The sequence below is a fragment of the Modicisalibacter sp. MOD 31.J genome (assembly GCF_020147985.1).
GTDB lineage: Bacteria > Pseudomonadota > Gammaproteobacteria > Pseudomonadales > Halomonadaceae > Modicisalibacter > Modicisalibacter coralii.
The window spans coordinates 333,123-349,199 of the sequence record NZ_JAGXFF010000002.1 but is presented as its reverse complement, the minus strand read 5'-3'; the positions used below and the strand labels follow the sequence as shown (position 1 = coordinate 349,199).

Genomic DNA, 16,077 nt, shown 5'->3' with positions numbered 1-16,077 from the left:
GGCTCCCGTATAGCGCCTCCCAGACCGACTTGGCTCGATACGGGCTGGGAGGCCTACCCTGCAACGAAGTGCTTCTTCCTACAGCCGCCCTCGCCAAGCTCACCCGCGCGTGTCAAACGCCGACTTGATCTCCGGTAAGCGATGGCGTACCGAGAGTTCCTTCTCAAGCAACCTTCCGCTCTCGATAGTCGGCAACCCAAGGCGCTCTTCGCGATAGAGGATCAAGCCACCCTCCACGGTGTCTCGAACATCCCCTTCTCTTCTCCCCGTGGGCGTAACCTCCATGCATGGCTGAGCGTTGGCCGGTGTCCACTGTGCAGTGTAGGCCGGCCACTGCGCAGTGAAGTCCGGCCACCTAGACGGCCAGTTGCCCAGGGCTTTCGGTGTCGGCCCCCACAGCAGCATGTCGTCGCTGACTGCATCGTAATCGCTGTCGATGATCTCATAGCGCACCACATGTCTCACAACGATCGTGGCGCCAATTGCCCAGCGGGCCGTGGCGGAAAACCATCGAACGTCATCGGGGGCTTGGATCAGAAAACCCGTGATCGCCTTGCGTCCGACCTTTCGGCACGCCACCACGTAGCGCTTGTTCGGGTACGGCCGCCGGCTGGCGAGATCCTTCCCACCTTTCACATGAGATCCAGCTCGGGGATGGTCATGTCGACCAGCTCGCAGTTCGGGCCGGTGGTCGCGCAGGTCAAAAAGCGTGGAGATAGATGGATCAGCATGAATCACCTCCACTATCACGCGCAGAGGTTTCCGCTTTGAGTTTCAGGTGCGGCCGAGCGGGCATCGACAGTGCTGCGCCCGCGAGCCAATCGATCGGCTTGCCGGCAGGCGATCTGTCTCCAGTGCTCTCCAGGAAGGCGCGCTGGACAGCCACCGTCGAACGCGGGAGGCCAAGGTCGATCCAATCGTTACAGACCTCGAGCGCGGCTCGGCGCAGCCTCTCGGCGTACAGGGTCGTCTCCTCCAGTTCCCGCTCCGCTTCCTGGAGCCGATCGAGTAGGCCAATCACCGTGTCCGGATCGAGGGCCGCGAACAGTCGATGATTCGCGGTCATGGCTTCCTTCGACGCCATATCGTCGTACCCGCACTCACCGATGATCGCCGAAGGCTCGGGAAGCAGGACGGTATAACGGCCGTCGGCGTTCTCGAGATAGATCTCCCCGTCGCCGTGGAAGACTCTCGGCCCGCGGGACGCCTTGGAGGCAAGATCGCGTAGGGCCTGGATGGCAATCTGCATAAATTCTCCTTCTGTTCAGCATCAAAACGGCGGTTCGTCGCCGCTTACGTACAACTCCTGGAAGTCCTCGACCTCGGGCGGCCGGGCCTCGTAATAGTTGCAGCCCTCGCTGCCATGCCGGTGAGGGAACGGCCAGCCATCGCACCGACACGCAGGGTGCTGCTTGCGCTCGAGCCCGCTGTCGCGGTGCTGATCGATACTTAGCGTTCCGCGCCGACCGCAGCCGCTGCACTTCGGCGTCCGGACGTACTCTAGCGGGTGCTTTGCCTTCACCTGGCGCGCCCGACACACACGACAGCGACATGCCCGGCGTCGAGATGGGACAACATCCACGGCTTACTCCCGCACCGCGCGAGTAGCCTCTTCGATGGCCGCATCGGCCACGGCCTGCCCTTCGGGGCTCAATTCGCCACTGTCGGCGAGGGCTTCCAATGCCGTCAGGAGGCGTTCCTGCATGGTTAATCGATCGCCGTCCATGTCCACCGCGGTGATCCGCCCACCCAGTACACGGTTGTCGATGCTGTATTGGGGCGAGGTGCAGTCGTCGAACTCAACGACGATGGTGTGCTTGGCCACGTTCACTCCTCCTCGCCAGGGTCTGCGTTGACCACCTCGCGCTGCGGCCGAGCAGCTCGAGCCCTGTGCGCGTCCGCCTGTTCTTCCAGCCAGGCTTGCACCTCACCCCCACTCCACATCTTGCGCAGCATCGTCGGAAAACGAAGGCCGCTGATTACTTGAGCTTCAAGCTCGGCGAAACTGGTTTCCGGAGCCGCATCGAGGGCGTCCGTCAGCTCCTGCATCAGCTCGCTCAAGCCGCTCCCGGCGTTCTGCTTACCTTCCATGAGCGCCAGACGGTTCTGCGCCCGCCAACCAAGGCTTTGCAGGCGCTGCATGTGCGCGAGCACGGCCGGTCCCCCAAATGCCGCCAGACGGCGCTGCACGTCGTCTCGCTCATGACCAAGCTCCACCACTTCCTGTTGCAGCTTGGTGATCGTGCTGGCCACCTGGCGCACCAGGGCGCTCCCCGCCTCGGTGCTGGAGGACAGCATCGGAGCACCGCAGTAGTGACAGGCGGTCTCCTTATCGGCTTCAATGGCCATCGTGTAGGCGGCACAGGCAGGGTTACGGCATTCGTAGCGGGACATGATGCTGATCCTCAACCTTCAATTCGTGTTCGGTGAGATCAACATGCCCCAAACCAGGAAAGCAGCAAGCACCCAATCGGCGGGTGTGTGGAGGGGTTTTAAGTGGGCGGGAAAGGGGTGTTTTCGAGGAGCCTGGCGGCCTCCTCCACATGCGCGACCTCGATACCACGCTGGAACAGCAGGCCGTCCAGAAATCCTTTCTCAGCGTCCGATCCGGACGACAGATCCCCGAACCCGCGCAGGCGCAGATCCTTCTCGGCGATCTCGAAGCCGTCGTCGGTCTGGCACAGCACGTTCAGTCGCTCGACCTCGGCACCATCGTCGGGCACGTACAGATCGCAGTAGCCGGTACCGCCGGCGCGCGCCACGCGGCCGCGGATCTGATGCAGGGTGACCAGCCCCAGGCGATTGGCGTGCAGCACCACCACCCGGTTCAAGCGCGGCAGATCGATACCCACTTCGACCACCGTGGTGGAGACCAGGATGTCCGCCTCGCCATCGCGCATGGCCTGGAGGGCTTCTGTCTTCTCGGCGGCTTTGAGCCCGCCATGGCTGAGCCGCACTCGCCCTGGAAAGCGCTTTTCCCACAGGACAAAGGCATCGGAAGCCCTCTTCCTCGCTTCCGCGCCATTAGCCTTGCCACCCTGCTCTCCCCGCTCCGGACAGATCACAAGGACCTGCTCGCCGCGCCCCAGGCTCTGCTCGATCGCCTCCATCAACTCCGGGCGAGAGTCCTTGTCCCAGAGTCGGGTTTCGACGCGGCGCTTGACGCTGCGCATGGTGAGCCGGCTCGTCTCGCGCACGCCCAGCTCCACCAGCGCCTGCGAGCGTGGCGTACAGGTGGCCGTGACCTCCAGCAGATGACATCCCGCCGCCAGCAGCTCCTCACGCTGTCCACGGGAGAACTTGTGTTGCTCGTCGACGATGACGAGATCCCGCTCGCCGATGTCCCGGTGCAGCAGCGCGGTGGTTCCCACCAGGCACTGACGATCGACCAGCTTCTCGCGCTTACGCGTGGCCCCTGTGACCGCCAGCACGTCGAGATCGGGCCACCAGGCCGAGAGGTTCTCCGCGATCTGCGCGACGAGCCCGGTGTTGGGCGCCAGCACCGCGACCCGGGCGCCGGCGTCCATGGCCGTGGCCGCGACCACGCCGTAGACCGCCGTCTTGCCGGTGCCGACATCGCCGGCTAAGAGCCGGTGCATGGGGGCGCCCTCGGCCATGTCCTCGAGGGTTTCCTGGATTGCCCGGTCCTGGTCGGTGTTGAGCGTGAACGGTAGCCCAGCGGCACGCTTACCGGCGTCCCTCGGCGCGTGCCAACGCGCTTCTCCCCGGCGATCCCGCTCGGCCAACGTCGAGCGCACCAGCACCAACGCACTGAGCCGCTCCAGCACCGATTGCGCCCGCTGGCCACGCTCGACCGTGCGCGGGACATGCGCCTCAACGAGCACCTGACGTGGCCCCATGGGCTCGCCGGCAATGGTCTCGATCAAATCGAGCAGGCGGGCGCGATCGCCACCGGCTGCCTGCTCGCAAAGATACTGTTCGGCTTCGTCGAGTGCCGCACGCAATCCTTCCACCACGCGTTCGCGCACCAGGGCGGCCCCGATCACCGAGGATTTGCCAGGGTAGCGTGGGCGGAGCCGTCCAGCCCAGGCCGGATGCACCACCTCGCTGTTGGCCAATTGAATCTCGCCTTTGAACTCGTCGATGCGCCCCCACAGGCACAGATCCCCGCCCGCATCCGTCAGCGCCTTGGCGGTGTCCGCAGTGTTGCCGAAGATTGCGAACGACACCGAGCGGCCCTGCGCATCGATAATGCGCGCGTTCACACGCGGGACCGGGCGGAAGTGGGTCTGGGGGAGATCGGCGAGCCGACCGCGCAGTACCACGGTCTCGCCAAGACGCGGACGCAATGCGACCGCCTCAAAGGCGGTCACTACGTTTGAGAGATCGTCCCAGGTACGCGGCAGCAGCAAGGCGACCTGCCACGGCTCGCGTGGACCCAGGGCGGTAAGCCGCCCAAGCCCACCACCGGGCTTATCGGTCGCGCTGGCTTGAGCGGATTGCAGCATGATGTCTCCTATTAATTCATAGGTTCAGGGTTAGAAAGAGAAGCCCACGCGGGCCATCATCCGGGTGTGCGTCGTCTCGCTGGCGGGCTCCAGAAAGCCGCTAGGGCTCACGTCGGACTCCTTCGAGTCAAAAGAGGCACGACTGATCTTCGCACCGATGTGCCAGCGGTCAGTGAGCGCGTAGTCCACGCCTGCGCTGAACCGCGTGTAGGCGGTCGTACCTATGTCCTCATTCACCACGTCAGAGGCGACTTCGCCGGACTGGCGGCCATACATACCTTCCACCGAGAACACCAACCGATCGGTAGCAGCGAACAGAACCTCGAGGCCGGCGCCATAGCGGGTGTATGTGTATTCAGCCGAGGAACCATAAGAGCCGGTGATGGTACGATCCCAACGCAGATGGCCCAGCTCCACTTTGGGCGCCAGTGCGATGTTGTTGGTCAGCCCGAACAGGTGCCCGAAATTACCGCGGAACTCGTATATCGAATTGTCGGTATCGGTCTCGTAGGGAGAGAACGTGGTAGGACTGTACTGAAGGTAGCCGTCATAATCGGTCTCACCGCTGGCGTATGTGAAGTGCAGCTCGGAGTACCAGCCAGTCTCACTCACCAAGCCGATGTCGAACTCCAACGCAGGGATCTTGCCTTCCTCCTTATTGAGATAGCCGGTGGGCACCAAGTTGCGATCGTCCTTCTCCTCGTAGTCCTGGCCGAGGACTCCGGCACCCACGCTCACCTGAGCCGCCGAGGCGACAATAGCCTGGTTGAGCGGTGCTGCATGCGCGGTGGCGACGCCAACGAGAGCGAGACCGGTGAGGCTGGCGAGAACGGTGCGGTTGCGATTATTCATCGTTTTTCTCCAGTGATTTTTCATATGGGTGAAGCCGAATGTCGTCGTTCAGGGCTAGTTTGCCCTTGGTTGACAAAGCAGCAAACGGAGCTGTTTATTCGGCGATTTCTTCCCAGCGCTTATCCGCAGCGTCAAGCAGATCAGCAAATTCCTTCATCGCAGTCTCATCGTCCTCATCCGACGCTGAGCATCGAGCTTCCTCGCGATAAAACGCGGCCTGTTCATCGAAACCGGCTTCATCATTGAACTCACAGTTGCGCTCGGACGCAGCATCTCGGATGAGATCGAGCATCTCGTGAGTGGCGGTAGCGGCGTGGATATCCTGGCTGGTGATCAAGGGAGCCTCTCCTTTGTTTGGTATCCCGTAGCCACCCTGCCCGATATCGGCAAAGCAGCAAGCCCCAAATAAAAGGTGGTTACCTGGGGGTTTAAGGGCCACTGATCAGGCGGGGTTGCTGCTTTGCCAAAACTTGGGAGGCTGCGAATACGGAACCACAACGAACAAGGTGACCCATGATGACAAAACAGATGATTATTACAGCCGCTGCGGGTGCGGCATTACTTGCGGGCTGCGCCGGTGCGCCGGACGCCGCCGAATATGCAGAGATGCAAATGGAAGCCCAGCAGGTACTGGCCGAAGCGGAAGAAGCGCGAAAGGAACGGGAGAGCGAGCGCATCGCGGAGCGGATCGAGTCGATCCCCGACTGGGTGATTGAGCCACCACCCAATGGAACGACCGGCATCTATGCGGTTGGTTCGGCGCGCTCGATCGAACCTATCATGGCGTTGCGACAAGCGCGTCTGAAAGCGGAGTTCGCACTGGCTCAGGCCATCCGACAGGAGGTTTCCGGTCAGGAGCGCCAATTCGAATTCGAGTCCATGTCGGGCGATGTGTCCGGTGAATACCAGCTTCTCGTGGATCGGTTCGTGAGTGCGGTGCCGCTGAAAGGCCACAACCTCGTCGACCAGGTGGTCTACGCCAGCCAGGGCGAGGCCCAGGCCCACGTGCTCTACCGCATGAGCGCCGAGGCGCTACGCAACGCGCTGGCCGCCCAGAGCGGGACGCTGCAAGGAATGGCGTCGGCCACCCTCTTCGACGCGCTCCAGCAGCGGGTGCGCGAGGCCACCACCGTCACCGCGGAGACCACCGATGAGGGCGTCTCGCCCAAAGAGAATGACGAAGGAGCTTCCGCGGGTGGGGGCGCGCCTGCCGCCAGGGATGAAGGGTCGCCAGAAACGGATCTGGCAGGCGCCGCGGCCAGGGCGGCGGCTCAACTCTAGCCGGCCATGGCGCACAGGTAGGTGTCGCTGCCGGTTTTGCGGATCTCGAAGGTCACCGGCGGCGCCATCCCTTGGGACCGCCGCTGGATGACCTCGGCGTACTCCCCGCCCTCCGCGCTGACCGTCATCAGTGATCGGCCGGAAAGGGTCGGCTCGCCAAACCGGGCATGCGCCACGCGGAGCTTCACTTCTTCAACCTGGATCTCCTGCGGGCTCATCCCGGACACATCCCGACATACCGTCTTCGCCGCCACTGGGCCGGCTGCCACCAGGCATCCGAGCAGAGCGAGCGCTAGATAAACACCGAATCGGACCATTGGACTTTCCCCATGCGTAAATTACCTGTTCTTCTGCTTTGCGCGTTCCTGCCCGCATCGGCAATGGCCTGGGAGGCGACGCTTTCTGTCGACTATGTGATGAGCGATGGCGATAGCCGCATCACCGCCAAGGCTCATGCCCTTGAGGCCCTGCGTGTGAAAGCCTCAGAGCGCACCGAAACTTACATTCAGACCTCGACCACGCTGTCCGATACGGACGATCTATCGAAAACAATCGAGGTGATCGGCGCGTCTATGGTTGAGATCAGGGATTACCGACAAGAGTTCCACCTGAGCGATGAGGGTCGATCGTTACTGACTGCCACGGCCACGGTCAGCGTGGATGAAAGCGAGCTGAGAAATCGCATCGATGCCATTCAGCGTGACGAAGAGAAACAGCGCATGATCAATCAACTGGCCCTGGAGAACACCCGTCTTCGGGCACGGCTGCTCGAAACGCGTTCTCGAACAGGGGCCCCACCCCGATGGGGATATCGCGACCTCCTCTCAGCACTCAAAAAGAATCGGTCGAATGTGAACGTGATCTTCGAGCGAGGTACGCTTATCGAAATGGCCAGCAACAGCCGGTCGTTGATCGAAGCGGCAAAGCGTTCCATCGGCCGTAATGTCCTCTCCCCCTTGGAGAATGCCGTGATCAAGTCAGCAGTGACTCGGGTTCAGCCGGTAGGCGCCAACTACGAGGTGTGGATCAATGTATGGTGGAATGCCAACATGGACGCGATCGAGGAGGAGCTGTCCAACTGGTTTCACGTGGAAAGAGAGTATCGTTACTTGCGCGTATCCAACCCCAGCTTCCACCGAGAAGCACCCTTCTCGCACGCGAAACCGTTGTTCGGCTGGCTGGTACGCCAGCAGATCATGCTGCACGCCGCTATTGAGGGCGCAGGTGCCAAGATTCCCATTTTCTATGCCGCGCACGACTTCGGCGAGTCGTGTGGCCCTAGGCCTGACGCTATCGGTCAGCGAGCCTTACGCAATCCAGATGATGTAGTGATCTGCATTCCAGACCCAGACCATATCGGTGAGCGCTTCATTGGCGTCAACCGTCCTACCCCACTGCGCCTTCGCCTAAGTAAATCTCAGGCCGTGAGAGCGACTTCCGTAGACACAGAGATTCGGGTAGAGCCGCTGTAGCCGCCAGCAAAAAGCCGGGCCATTCGGCCCGGCGACCATACCGGTGAATTCGGTGAATTTGCGTTAGGCAGCAGGGTCCGACTCAAACGCCTGTAGCCACTCAATCAACGAGCCTATCAGCTCTGCGATAACATCGACGAAGAGTGTCAGCATCTCGGCCACTTTGTCTGCTATGGCGTCCCAGTCAGGCGGCGAAACACCGGCATGGCGCCATTCCCAGGGCTTCTTCCGGTCGGCCTCCTCTAAATTCCACAGCCCGCGTTCATCCTCTTTTGCCTCGTCCTGTAGTTCCAGGAGGACGGGAGAGTCGCTATACCGCTCATAGACGTGAGCGGCCCCGCGACGGATCATCTCGGCATTGAGGTTTACGCCGTCACGATACACGGTGGCGAGTATCCGCCCGTAACGATCACGGCCATCGGTGGCCAGCTCGATCCTGGCGCCAGCGCCACCGGTCAACTCGATCAAAGCGGCTCGCGACTGGTCACCGTAGGGCTGATCACTCTCGGGAGCATCTATTTCGAGGAGGCGCACCCGACAGTCCTGGCAACCTGTGGTACTGATGCTCAGCGTGTCGCCGTCTATGACATTGACTACGGTGGCATCCAACCGCTCGGCGGCCGTGCTCAAGAATGCCGTGAGACTCAGCACGAGGGCCATGGTGATGAGGGCGGCGCCCCGGGAGAGGGTATGGGAGTTCAGCATGAAGGAATGTCTCCTGAAAGCTATCTCAAAGCAAGGACCGGCCCCGCCTGAGCCACTGCTCGAGTAAGCACCCGTCGCAGATACTCTTGCGTCTCCTTGGGCGCCTCGGCGTACAGGCGATCCATGAACTCGTCCAAGCCTATGGGGTTCCGTTCAGGCAGCAAGCGCGAAAGCACCCGGGTCGGCCCCCAATTGTAGGCTGCCAGGATCGCCCGAACCCGAACGTCCGGATTACCGACCCAACCGAAGTAACGTTCACCCAAAACGCGCAGGTATGCGGTACCGAGCCACACGTTGACCTCCGGCCGCAGCAGAGAGGCGTCGGTAGGGATCTCATTTCGACCGTACAGGTAGCGGTAGGCTTCCAGTGCACCAGTTTCCGGGATGAGCTGCATGAGCCCCAAGGCGCCAGCATGACTGCGCGCAGAAGGGTCATAACTGGACTCAGCCGCAATGACTGCGTGAACCACTGTTGGACTGACACCCAGCGCTTCGCCCGCGCGATCCACCAGGGCGGCATAAGGCTTGCTATCTTGGGGCGAGGCGAAGGTATCCAGGCTAATGGAGGTGAAAACCAGCATTAGGATGAGCGTGGCGGGCCTGAACACGCCCATTGGGTGCCTCAATGCTACCTTGAGCGGGTTGGCGCCGCCCCGGCAGAGCCGGGCGCGACGCGAGTGGCTGGCACGCATCACTGTGATGACCCAAGCAGGTTGTCCAACGAGGAGGTGACGGCGGACAACGGCTGCGCGCCACGGATCATTGCCGTACTGCCGGTTTCCGTATCCAGAATCACCGAGGTCGGCGTGCCTCGAACGCCAATGGCATCACCGCTCGCCATGTCTTCCTGGATGCCGGCGCGAATGTCTTCGTCGTTGGCCAAGCAGGTAGTAAAGGCGTCTTTCTCGAGGCCAACGTCCACGGCCAGCTCGACCAAGCCGCCATCGCCGAGTCCGCTGCCATTGGAATTCGTACGATCGAAGATACCGTGCGAGTACGGCCAAAAGGCCTCGTTGCCGCCGAGCTGGAAGGCGCACTGCGCCGCGACGGCCTCTTCCATAGCGGTCTCGCCATGGAACGGAAGCGGGTAGTCGCGCATCGTCACCGCGAGGTCCGCGCCGTATTCCTCGATCACGGTCTTCACCGTCGGATCGAAACGCTGGCAGTACGGGCACTCGTAGTCTGAGTACACGATAAGCTGGTAACGGGAATCCTCATTGCCAGCAAGGGGCTCGCTAGAAGGATCAATCGGGTCGATATCAACATTCTCCGCAGCCTGGGGCTGGGCAGTAGGCTTGGGTGGTGCGGCGTTGTTCCCCGGCTCGGTAGCGCGGGATTTAATGAAGTTGACAATGGCCTTCTCCATCGTGGCATCCAGTGCGTCACCAGTAAGGCCGGCTTGACTAAGCTCATCGCGCACGATCTGGCGGACCTCGGATCGCTCGACGCTGTTTGACTGGTCCGGCTTGGGCGCGTCGAAATCGTTGTAGAAAGCAACCCCCAGCGCCAGCATAGAGACCGGCACAGTGGCAGTAATGATGGTGTTCAGGGTCATGCGATCCATTCGGTGGCTCCAAAGTGAAAGGTGAGAGCACCGATTGTGGTGTTTGGCAGGCCGTAAAAATGCCGAAATAGGGGGGCTAAGCAGGGGGGGATTTGAATGGGAATCCAATAAGCAAAAAAAACCCCGACCGAAGCCGGGGAATCACTTCCCAAGGCGCGACTGCCTGAGTTGAAATCGAAGTCAGTTTTGAGCCTGACCAGGGCTACCAGTTCACTCGCCAGTTGATTTAGGAGGCTAGCGAGCACTGGCTGCCAGTGTTATTCGCGCCACCGCTGGCCGGGCGCTGTAAAATTCGTCGTACTATCATTCTGATGCAGCCAACGAGCGTAAACATGCGCAATCATCGCTCTACCCGTGGGGATTCTTTAGCTGCACCCTTATATCTTGGTCCCCATTATCCAAATATGTGAAAAGCAGCAAGTAGCCTCAATCGGCGCAAAGAGATAACACCTGGGAAAAAACCGAGGATATTGCTTAGACTCAGGAGATTCGCTCTCCTTTGAAGGAAACTGAGTCGCCTTCGCTCATTCAACACCAGGCAATGCCTGGCGCGGCTTGGCCTCACCGCGGAAGGAAACGAGGTTCGTTCACTCGGCGCCAACACGGCTCCGGATGGACCTCTCCGCTGGATGGCGGAGTGGAGATAAAACTGGTCAGTGCCCGCGGAGCCCGTGGGCACAAGCTGGGTTATCTCGCAGGAGTGTGATTTCAAGGGGAGGGATGCGATCCATGCCCTCGATTTCACAAATGAATGAGCGACAGGCACGAAGGAGATGTAAGGATGCGGAATCAACACCTCGTCATTGAATTAGATCGCAAGGGCGAACCGTTTGTCAGGTTCCACGATAAAAAGGGTGATCGCCCTGTCCCGGTAAGACTGCGGGGGGACCAGGAAAACCTGACCCCAGCTTGGCGAGGACATCAGGTCACTGCCTTTGAATGGCACCGGATAGAACGATTTACCGAAACGCCTGCGTGTACAGGGTCTGACTGGGCCCTGCTCGCATACCATGAAGAGGCAACATGTGCGCGCTGCGCGTTGTGCCTCGAGGCCGAGCAGCGACACACGCTTCTCGGTGAACAACTGCCCAGAGGATGGGAAAACGTGGCGGACCGTGTTCAGGAAGTCTATCGCGACTATATCGTGCGTTGGAGCTTTGAGCCGGAGCCGCTCGATCCAAAACTCGATCAGCCGCTTCAGCGTGAACGCGCTCGTGTTTGCATCAATGTCTCTCGTTTGCACAAGTGGCTGGATGTCGCTTTGCACTTCGTTCGCATGCGGATGCATGAGGTCTGGAAGGAAGAGGATGATTTGTTCCTTCTACGAAGTTCGCTTCAGTACCTGCATCTCTTCGGTGTCTTCAGGGCACGCGAAAGCAAGGTAGGCCCGACATTCAACCACGGTGGAACGAGGTGGCATGTTGCCCCGAATGGGGATACGAAGCGCTTGACCGAAACAGTCAACCTCAAGGGGCTGGCTATCCAAAGCTGGGTCGAGGATCCTGCTGGCCGCAAGCTGTCGGGCTGGGGGGATGCCCGAGATCGAGCAAGAACAATGGTATCCGAGCGCTCTCAGACACCTGGCCAACGCCGCGCAAACCCGTGGGAGTTCGATATGGTGGGGCGTGATCGCCGGATTAAGGAGCGCACTAAGGAGTATCGCGATGAGGCAATCAGGCTTCGAGCGCAGCTTGTTGATGTCACTCGTGAAATTAGAGGTACGTGAGCACTCGGGGCGGTGGATCGATACGATCTGCCGTCTCATTTTGCCTTCCCCAATCAACCCCCCTCTCAAGATAGCCCATTTAACGCTTACTGCTTTTTGCCGCTGGTATACGCTGCGCTCTACATAATTGCTGAGGTGGCGATCACATTAGTGCGCCACCCCTGGTACACGAAAGCAGAGAGTAACCCGCGAGAAATCAGATGGTTAAAGGCTACCTCACCACCAACGACTTATGTGCTCGCTATAAGATCAACCGCCGCACACTGTACCGCTGGATGGAGCGTAAAGAGCGTCCGCTTCCGGCGCCGCGCATCAGCGGAAAGTCGGGTTTCAACCGCTGGGCGATTGATGACATCGAGGACTTCGAGCTGAGCTTCACGGAGGCCTCCGAGGTGGCGGACAATGACATACAGGTACACTAATTGCTGCCGCTGGCATGTTCAGTGGACACGAACGATTGCAGCCTTTCCCACCAGGATTGATAGGCAGCCGCCTGTTCTGGCAGATAATCGTAGTGGTCGTAGACCCGCCACTGCCCGGGCATGGTGTGCCCCAGCATCGTCTCGGCTATGTGCGGGGCCGTGAGATCGGATAAGTTGGTGCGCACCGTGCGCCTCAGGTCATGCATAGACCAATGCTCCATGTTCACCTTCCGGTGACGCCGGACCCACTGCATGATGTTATAAGGCAGCGGCAATATCGAGCTGCGCCCAATCCTCGCCGCACTTTCCCTATTGTTGAACAGTGGCCCCTCTCCTTTCGATGATGACAGCCGCATGGCTTCCTCGACCAACGGCTTTACCGGATCGATAATGGGCCTAGTCAAAGGCTTTCCCGTCACCTTTCCTGTCTTATGATTCTCCGGTGGAACCGTCCAGACACCTTTGTCCAGATTCCAATGCTCGATATTGCTCAACCGAACCTCTCCCGTCCGGCAGCCAAAAACCATGCAAAGCTTGACGAAGAGCACGTTCTTGGGCGTCATCCGGGACTTATCCAGCGCCTCCCAAACCAACGCAAGCTCGTCAGCGGATAGCACGCGCGTCACGATATTTTTCTTGATGTGCAGATCCGTGCGTGCCCCAATGTGCGCAATGACATTCTCAGGCACCAACTTGCCCTTGCGACGCGTCGCCCAGTTGAGCATTTGCTTGGAGTTGACCAGGAGGCGTTCCGCGATCGACGGAGCAAAGACAGCGACCCGCTCGAATTCCTCGATCCAGTGATGCGTCTCTAACTGATCCACAGGGAGTCGACCGATCTCGGGCAACAAGTGAATCTCGAAGCTTCGCTTTATCAGCGAGGGTTCCGCCTTGTGCTTTGAGCAGTACTTGGCGTACCACTCACGAAACAGCTCCTCTACGCTGATCACCTCGGCCAGCTTGCCCCGCTCACGCTCCTTGGCCAACTTGGGGTCTTTGCCGTCTTGGATCATGCCATGGATGCGCAGCGCTTCCTCCCGAGCACGTTTGAGGCTCATGATGGGATAGGCGCCTATATCGATGCGCTGTGCACGCCCGGCGTACCGATAGCGAACCTGGAAGGTCAGCTTACCTTTGGGCGACACTCTCACGCTCAGACCGTCGCGGTCGCTACGGGTAACTGTCTTGGGAATCTCCTTGTTATGATTGGCCTTCAGCCAACTATCTGTGAGCGGCATGACCACCCTCCTGCCAATAATATGTACAAGCGAGCCAGCGCTCGTCTCAAAGGGTGAGTTTGTACTCGGATTTGTACACGTTTGGCAAGTCTCGCGCCGCTACACATCGTCACAGCGTGTCACACCAGAACGGCGCTAAGAGGCCATAAACAGCGGGTTCCGGGTAGTTTACGCCTCAAGATGACACTCGGTGTCACGCACAGAATCATAGGGGTGCGAGATGATCGCGAAAGTCCTGCGCAGCTCGGCTTCGCGAGCGGTCTGGGTGTCTGACATCGAATGGTCGTCGTCTCGTTGCCCACCCGGTCGGCCAAGCGAGGCTTCGCGGTCGGGCGGATGGGCGTGCGTGAATCGAAGGCCGCCAATTCTACGGCCTCGCGGGCACGAGTTGTAGCCCGGGCGGCCGCCACGGCCGCTGAGACCGTCGCCGTCTTCGGTTATCATGCCCCCAGCCTGACCTCGGAGCCGCCATGCCACAGCCCACGCCCCTGCCCTTGCCCCTGTCGACCCCCAACCGCAATCTGGTGCGGTTGACCTTCGTGCGCGGGATCACCTGGACCGGTTTTCTCGCCGCGATCATCTTCGGCATCGAGGTGCTGGGTTTCCAGTTGCGCGTGGTGCCGGTGATCAGCGTGATCATCGCCATGGGCTTCATCAACATCGCCTCCTGGTGGCGCCTGGGCCGCCCGCGGGCGGTGACCGACGTCGAATACCTGCTGCACCTGCTCGCCGACATCGCCGGGCTGTCGTTGCTGTTCTTCTATACCGGCGGTTCGACCAACCCCTTCATCACCTACTACCTGGTGCCGGTGACCATCGCCGCCGCGACCCTGCCCTGGCTCTACGCCTGGATCATCGCCAGCGCGGCGATGGCCGCCTACACCTTCCTGATGCTGTTCTACGACCCGGTGCCCCAGCTCAGTCACGGCATGATCGGGCCCGGCATCAGCCTGCACGTGCTGGGCATGTGGCTCAACTTCGGCCTCTCGGCGGGGCTGGTCACCTACTTCATCTTCAAGATGGCGCACGCCCTGCGTCGGCGGGACATCTCGCTGTCGCGCACCCGCGAGGCGGCCCTGCGCAACGAGCAGGTGCTGGCGGTGGCCACCCAGGCGGCCGGCACCGCCCATGAACTGGGCACCCCGCTGTCGACCATGGCGGTGCTGCTCAAGGAGATGCGTCAGGATGTGGCCGGCCAGCCGACCCTCGAGGCCGACATCGACCTGCTGCGCCAGCAGGTCGATACCTGCAAGTCGCGCCTGCAGAACCTGGTCGCCAATGCCGACCGGCGGCGTCTCGCCGAGCCCAGCTCGCGCCCCGCCCAGGCCTGGCTCGAGGGGGTGATCCAGCGCTGGCTGGTGCTGCGCCCGGACGTCACCCATCAGATCGAGATCCTCGGCAAGCGCGGCACGCCGATGCTGGCGGTCGACTCCACCCTCGAGCAGGCGCTGATGAACCTGCTCAACAACGCCGCTGACGCCAACCCCGAGGGCATCGTCATCAGCCTCGACTGGAACAACGACGAGGTGATCATCGACATCCGCGACCACGGCCCCGGCGTGGCGATGTCGATCGCCGACCAGCTCGGCGAGACCTTCATTTCGACCAAGAGCAAGGGCATGGGCATCGGCCTGTTCCTGACCCACGCCACCATCAACCGTTTCGGCGGCGGCGTGAGCCTTTACAATCACGAAGAGGGCGGCACCCTGACCGAAGTCAAGCTGCCCCGGCTGATCGCCGGCGAATGACGCGGCCATCGACCATCCACGAGGGGAAGACGCTATGCCCACACCGGAACGCCTGCTGATCGTCGACGACGACGAGATGTTCTGCCATGTCATGGAGCGCGCGCTGAGCCGCCGCGGCTACGAGGTGCTCATCGCCGCGGACGAGGAACAGGCCCTCGCCCTGGCGCGTCGCTCGCCACCCGACCTGGCGACGCTGGACCTCAAGCTGGAGCACTCCTCGGGACTCAAGCTGCTGCCCGACCTGCTGGCGATCGTGCCGGACTGCCGCGTGGTGGTCCTGACCGGCTATTCGAGCATCGCCACCGCCGTGGAGGCGATCAAGCTCGGCGCGGTCAACTATCTGTGCAAGCCGGTCGACGCCGACGAGGTGCTCGCCGCCTTCGATCGCGACGGCGGCGACCCCGACATCGATATCGCCGACAACCCGCCGTCGATCAACCGCGTGACCTGGGAGCACATCCAGAAGGTCCTGCAGGAGCACGACGGCAACATCTCCGCCACCGCCCGGGCGCTGGGCATGCACCGCCGGACCCTGCAACGCAAGCTGCAGAAGCGCCCGGTAAGGCGCTGATCGCCGCCCGCACCGGCTGGGGCCAGCGG

The 16,077-nt window shown here is 61.3% G+C and carries 17 protein-coding genes and 1 pseudogene; 6 read left to right on the top strand and 12 right to left on the bottom strand.

Features of this window, described 5'->3' with window-relative positions; translation table 11 throughout:
* Positions 1-99: 99 nt before the first annotated feature.
* The 7 genes and pseudogenes from KGR00_RS07200 to KGR00_RS07170 form a co-directional block, all read right to left on the bottom strand.
* Positions 100-731, bottom strand: a pseudogene (locus KGR00_RS07200) (DUF6012 family protein).
* Positions 725-1,249, bottom strand: a complete 525-nt coding sequence (locus KGR00_RS07195) for an ead/Ea22-like family protein (protein WP_224424237.1) — start codon at positions 1,247-1,249, stop codon at positions 725-727. Before KGR00_RS07195 ends, KGR00_RS07200 begins: the two are co-directional and overlap by 7 nt.
* Before the next feature lie 336 nt (positions 1,250-1,585).
* Positions 1,586-1,825: a hypothetical protein gene (locus KGR00_RS07190; RefSeq protein WP_224424236.1), complete on the bottom strand. Its 240-nt coding sequence runs from the start codon at positions 1,823-1,825 to the stop codon at positions 1,586-1,588.
* Between the two features lie 2 nt (positions 1,826-1,827).
* The gene (locus KGR00_RS07185; RefSeq protein WP_224424235.1) at positions 1,828-2,394 is read right to left on the bottom strand and encodes a hypothetical protein; all 567 of its coding nucleotides are present in this window, start codon (positions 2,392-2,394) and stop codon (positions 1,828-1,830) included.
* 98 nt (positions 2,395-2,492) lie between these two features.
* Entirely contained in the window at positions 2,493-4,469 is a 1,977-nt protein-coding gene (locus KGR00_RS07180; RefSeq protein WP_224424234.1) for a DEAD/DEAH box helicase, read from the bottom strand.
* Positions 4,470-4,499: 30 nt separating this feature from the next.
* A complete protein-coding gene (locus KGR00_RS07175) occupies positions 4,500-5,321 on the bottom strand; it encodes a TonB-dependent receptor (protein WP_224424233.1) in 822 nt (273 codons plus the stop codon).
* Between the two features lie 94 nt (positions 5,322-5,415).
* Complete coding sequence (locus KGR00_RS07170) at positions 5,416-5,658, bottom strand: hypothetical protein (RefSeq protein WP_224424232.1); 243 nt, start codon at positions 5,656-5,658, stop codon at positions 5,416-5,418.
* 176 nt (positions 5,659-5,834) lie between these two features.
* Between KGR00_RS07170 and KGR00_RS07165 the strand changes: the two genes are divergently transcribed.
* Positions 5,835-6,602 carry a hypothetical protein gene (locus KGR00_RS07165; protein WP_224424231.1) on the top strand — a complete coding sequence of 256 codons (768 nt, stop codon included), beginning with the start codon at positions 5,835-5,837 and terminating at the stop codon, positions 6,600-6,602.
* Here the strand turns inward: KGR00_RS07165 and KGR00_RS07160 are convergent.
* Complete coding sequence (locus KGR00_RS07160; RefSeq protein WP_224424230.1) at positions 6,599-6,820, bottom strand: hypothetical protein; 222 nt, start codon at positions 6,818-6,820, stop codon at positions 6,599-6,601. The genes KGR00_RS07165 and KGR00_RS07160 overlap by 4 nt on opposite strands.
* A gap of 111 nt (positions 6,821-6,931) precedes the next feature.
* Here KGR00_RS07160 and KGR00_RS07155 point away from each other — a divergent pair, with 111 nt between their 5' ends.
* On the top strand, positions 6,932-8,074 hold the full coding sequence (locus KGR00_RS07155) for a hypothetical protein (RefSeq protein WP_224424229.1): 1,143 nt from the start codon (positions 6,932-6,934) through the stop codon (positions 8,072-8,074).
* A gap of 63 nt (positions 8,075-8,137) precedes the next feature.
* On the opposite strand, the gene KGR00_RS07150 is transcribed toward KGR00_RS07155, so the two are convergent.
* From KGR00_RS07150 to KGR00_RS07140, 3 genes are all read right to left on the bottom strand, one after another.
* Positions 8,138-8,779 carry a thermonuclease family protein gene (locus KGR00_RS07150; RefSeq protein ID WP_224424228.1) on the bottom strand — a complete coding sequence of 214 codons (642 nt, stop codon included), beginning with the start codon at positions 8,777-8,779 and terminating at the stop codon, positions 8,138-8,140.
* A gap of 20 nt (positions 8,780-8,799) precedes the next feature.
* Positions 8,800-9,393: a transglycosylase SLT domain-containing protein gene (locus KGR00_RS07145; RefSeq protein ID WP_224424227.1), complete on the bottom strand. Its 594-nt coding sequence runs from the start codon at positions 9,391-9,393 to the stop codon at positions 8,800-8,802.
* A 77-nt stretch (positions 9,394-9,470) separates the two neighbouring features.
* Positions 9,471-10,334 carry a thioredoxin domain-containing protein gene (locus KGR00_RS07140; RefSeq protein ID WP_224424226.1) on the bottom strand — a complete coding sequence of 288 codons (864 nt, stop codon included), beginning with the start codon at positions 10,332-10,334 and terminating at the stop codon, positions 9,471-9,473.
* Between the two features lie 790 nt (positions 10,335-11,124).
* Here KGR00_RS07140 and KGR00_RS07135 point away from each other — a divergent pair.
* Positions 11,125-12,069, top strand: a complete 945-nt coding sequence (locus tag KGR00_RS07135) for a hypothetical protein (RefSeq protein WP_224424225.1) — start codon at positions 11,125-11,127, stop codon at positions 12,067-12,069.
* Positions 12,070-12,269: 200 nt separating this feature from the next.
* Complete coding sequence (locus KGR00_RS07130; protein ID WP_224424224.1) at positions 12,270-12,491, top strand: helix-turn-helix domain-containing protein; 222 nt, start codon at positions 12,270-12,272, stop codon at positions 12,489-12,491.
* Here KGR00_RS07130 and KGR00_RS07125 read toward each other — a convergent pair.
* Positions 12,488-13,729: a site-specific integrase gene (locus KGR00_RS07125; protein WP_224424223.1), complete on the bottom strand. Its 1,242-nt coding sequence runs from the start codon at positions 13,727-13,729 to the stop codon at positions 12,488-12,490. The two genes, KGR00_RS07130 and KGR00_RS07125, sit on opposite strands and share 4 nt — an antisense overlap.
* A 470-nt stretch (positions 13,730-14,199) precedes the next feature.
* Here KGR00_RS07125 and KGR00_RS07120 point away from each other — a divergent pair, with 470 nt between their 5' ends.
* Positions 14,200-15,477 (top strand): ATP-binding protein, encoded by a 1,278-nt coding sequence (locus KGR00_RS07120; RefSeq protein WP_224417198.1) that lies wholly within the window; start codon positions 14,200-14,202, stop codon positions 15,475-15,477.
* A 34-nt stretch (positions 15,478-15,511) separates the two neighbouring features.
* Entirely contained in the window at positions 15,512-16,048 is a 537-nt protein-coding gene (locus KGR00_RS07115; protein ID WP_129138370.1) for a response regulator transcription factor, read from the top strand.
* Positions 16,049-16,077 lie beyond the last annotated feature (29 nt).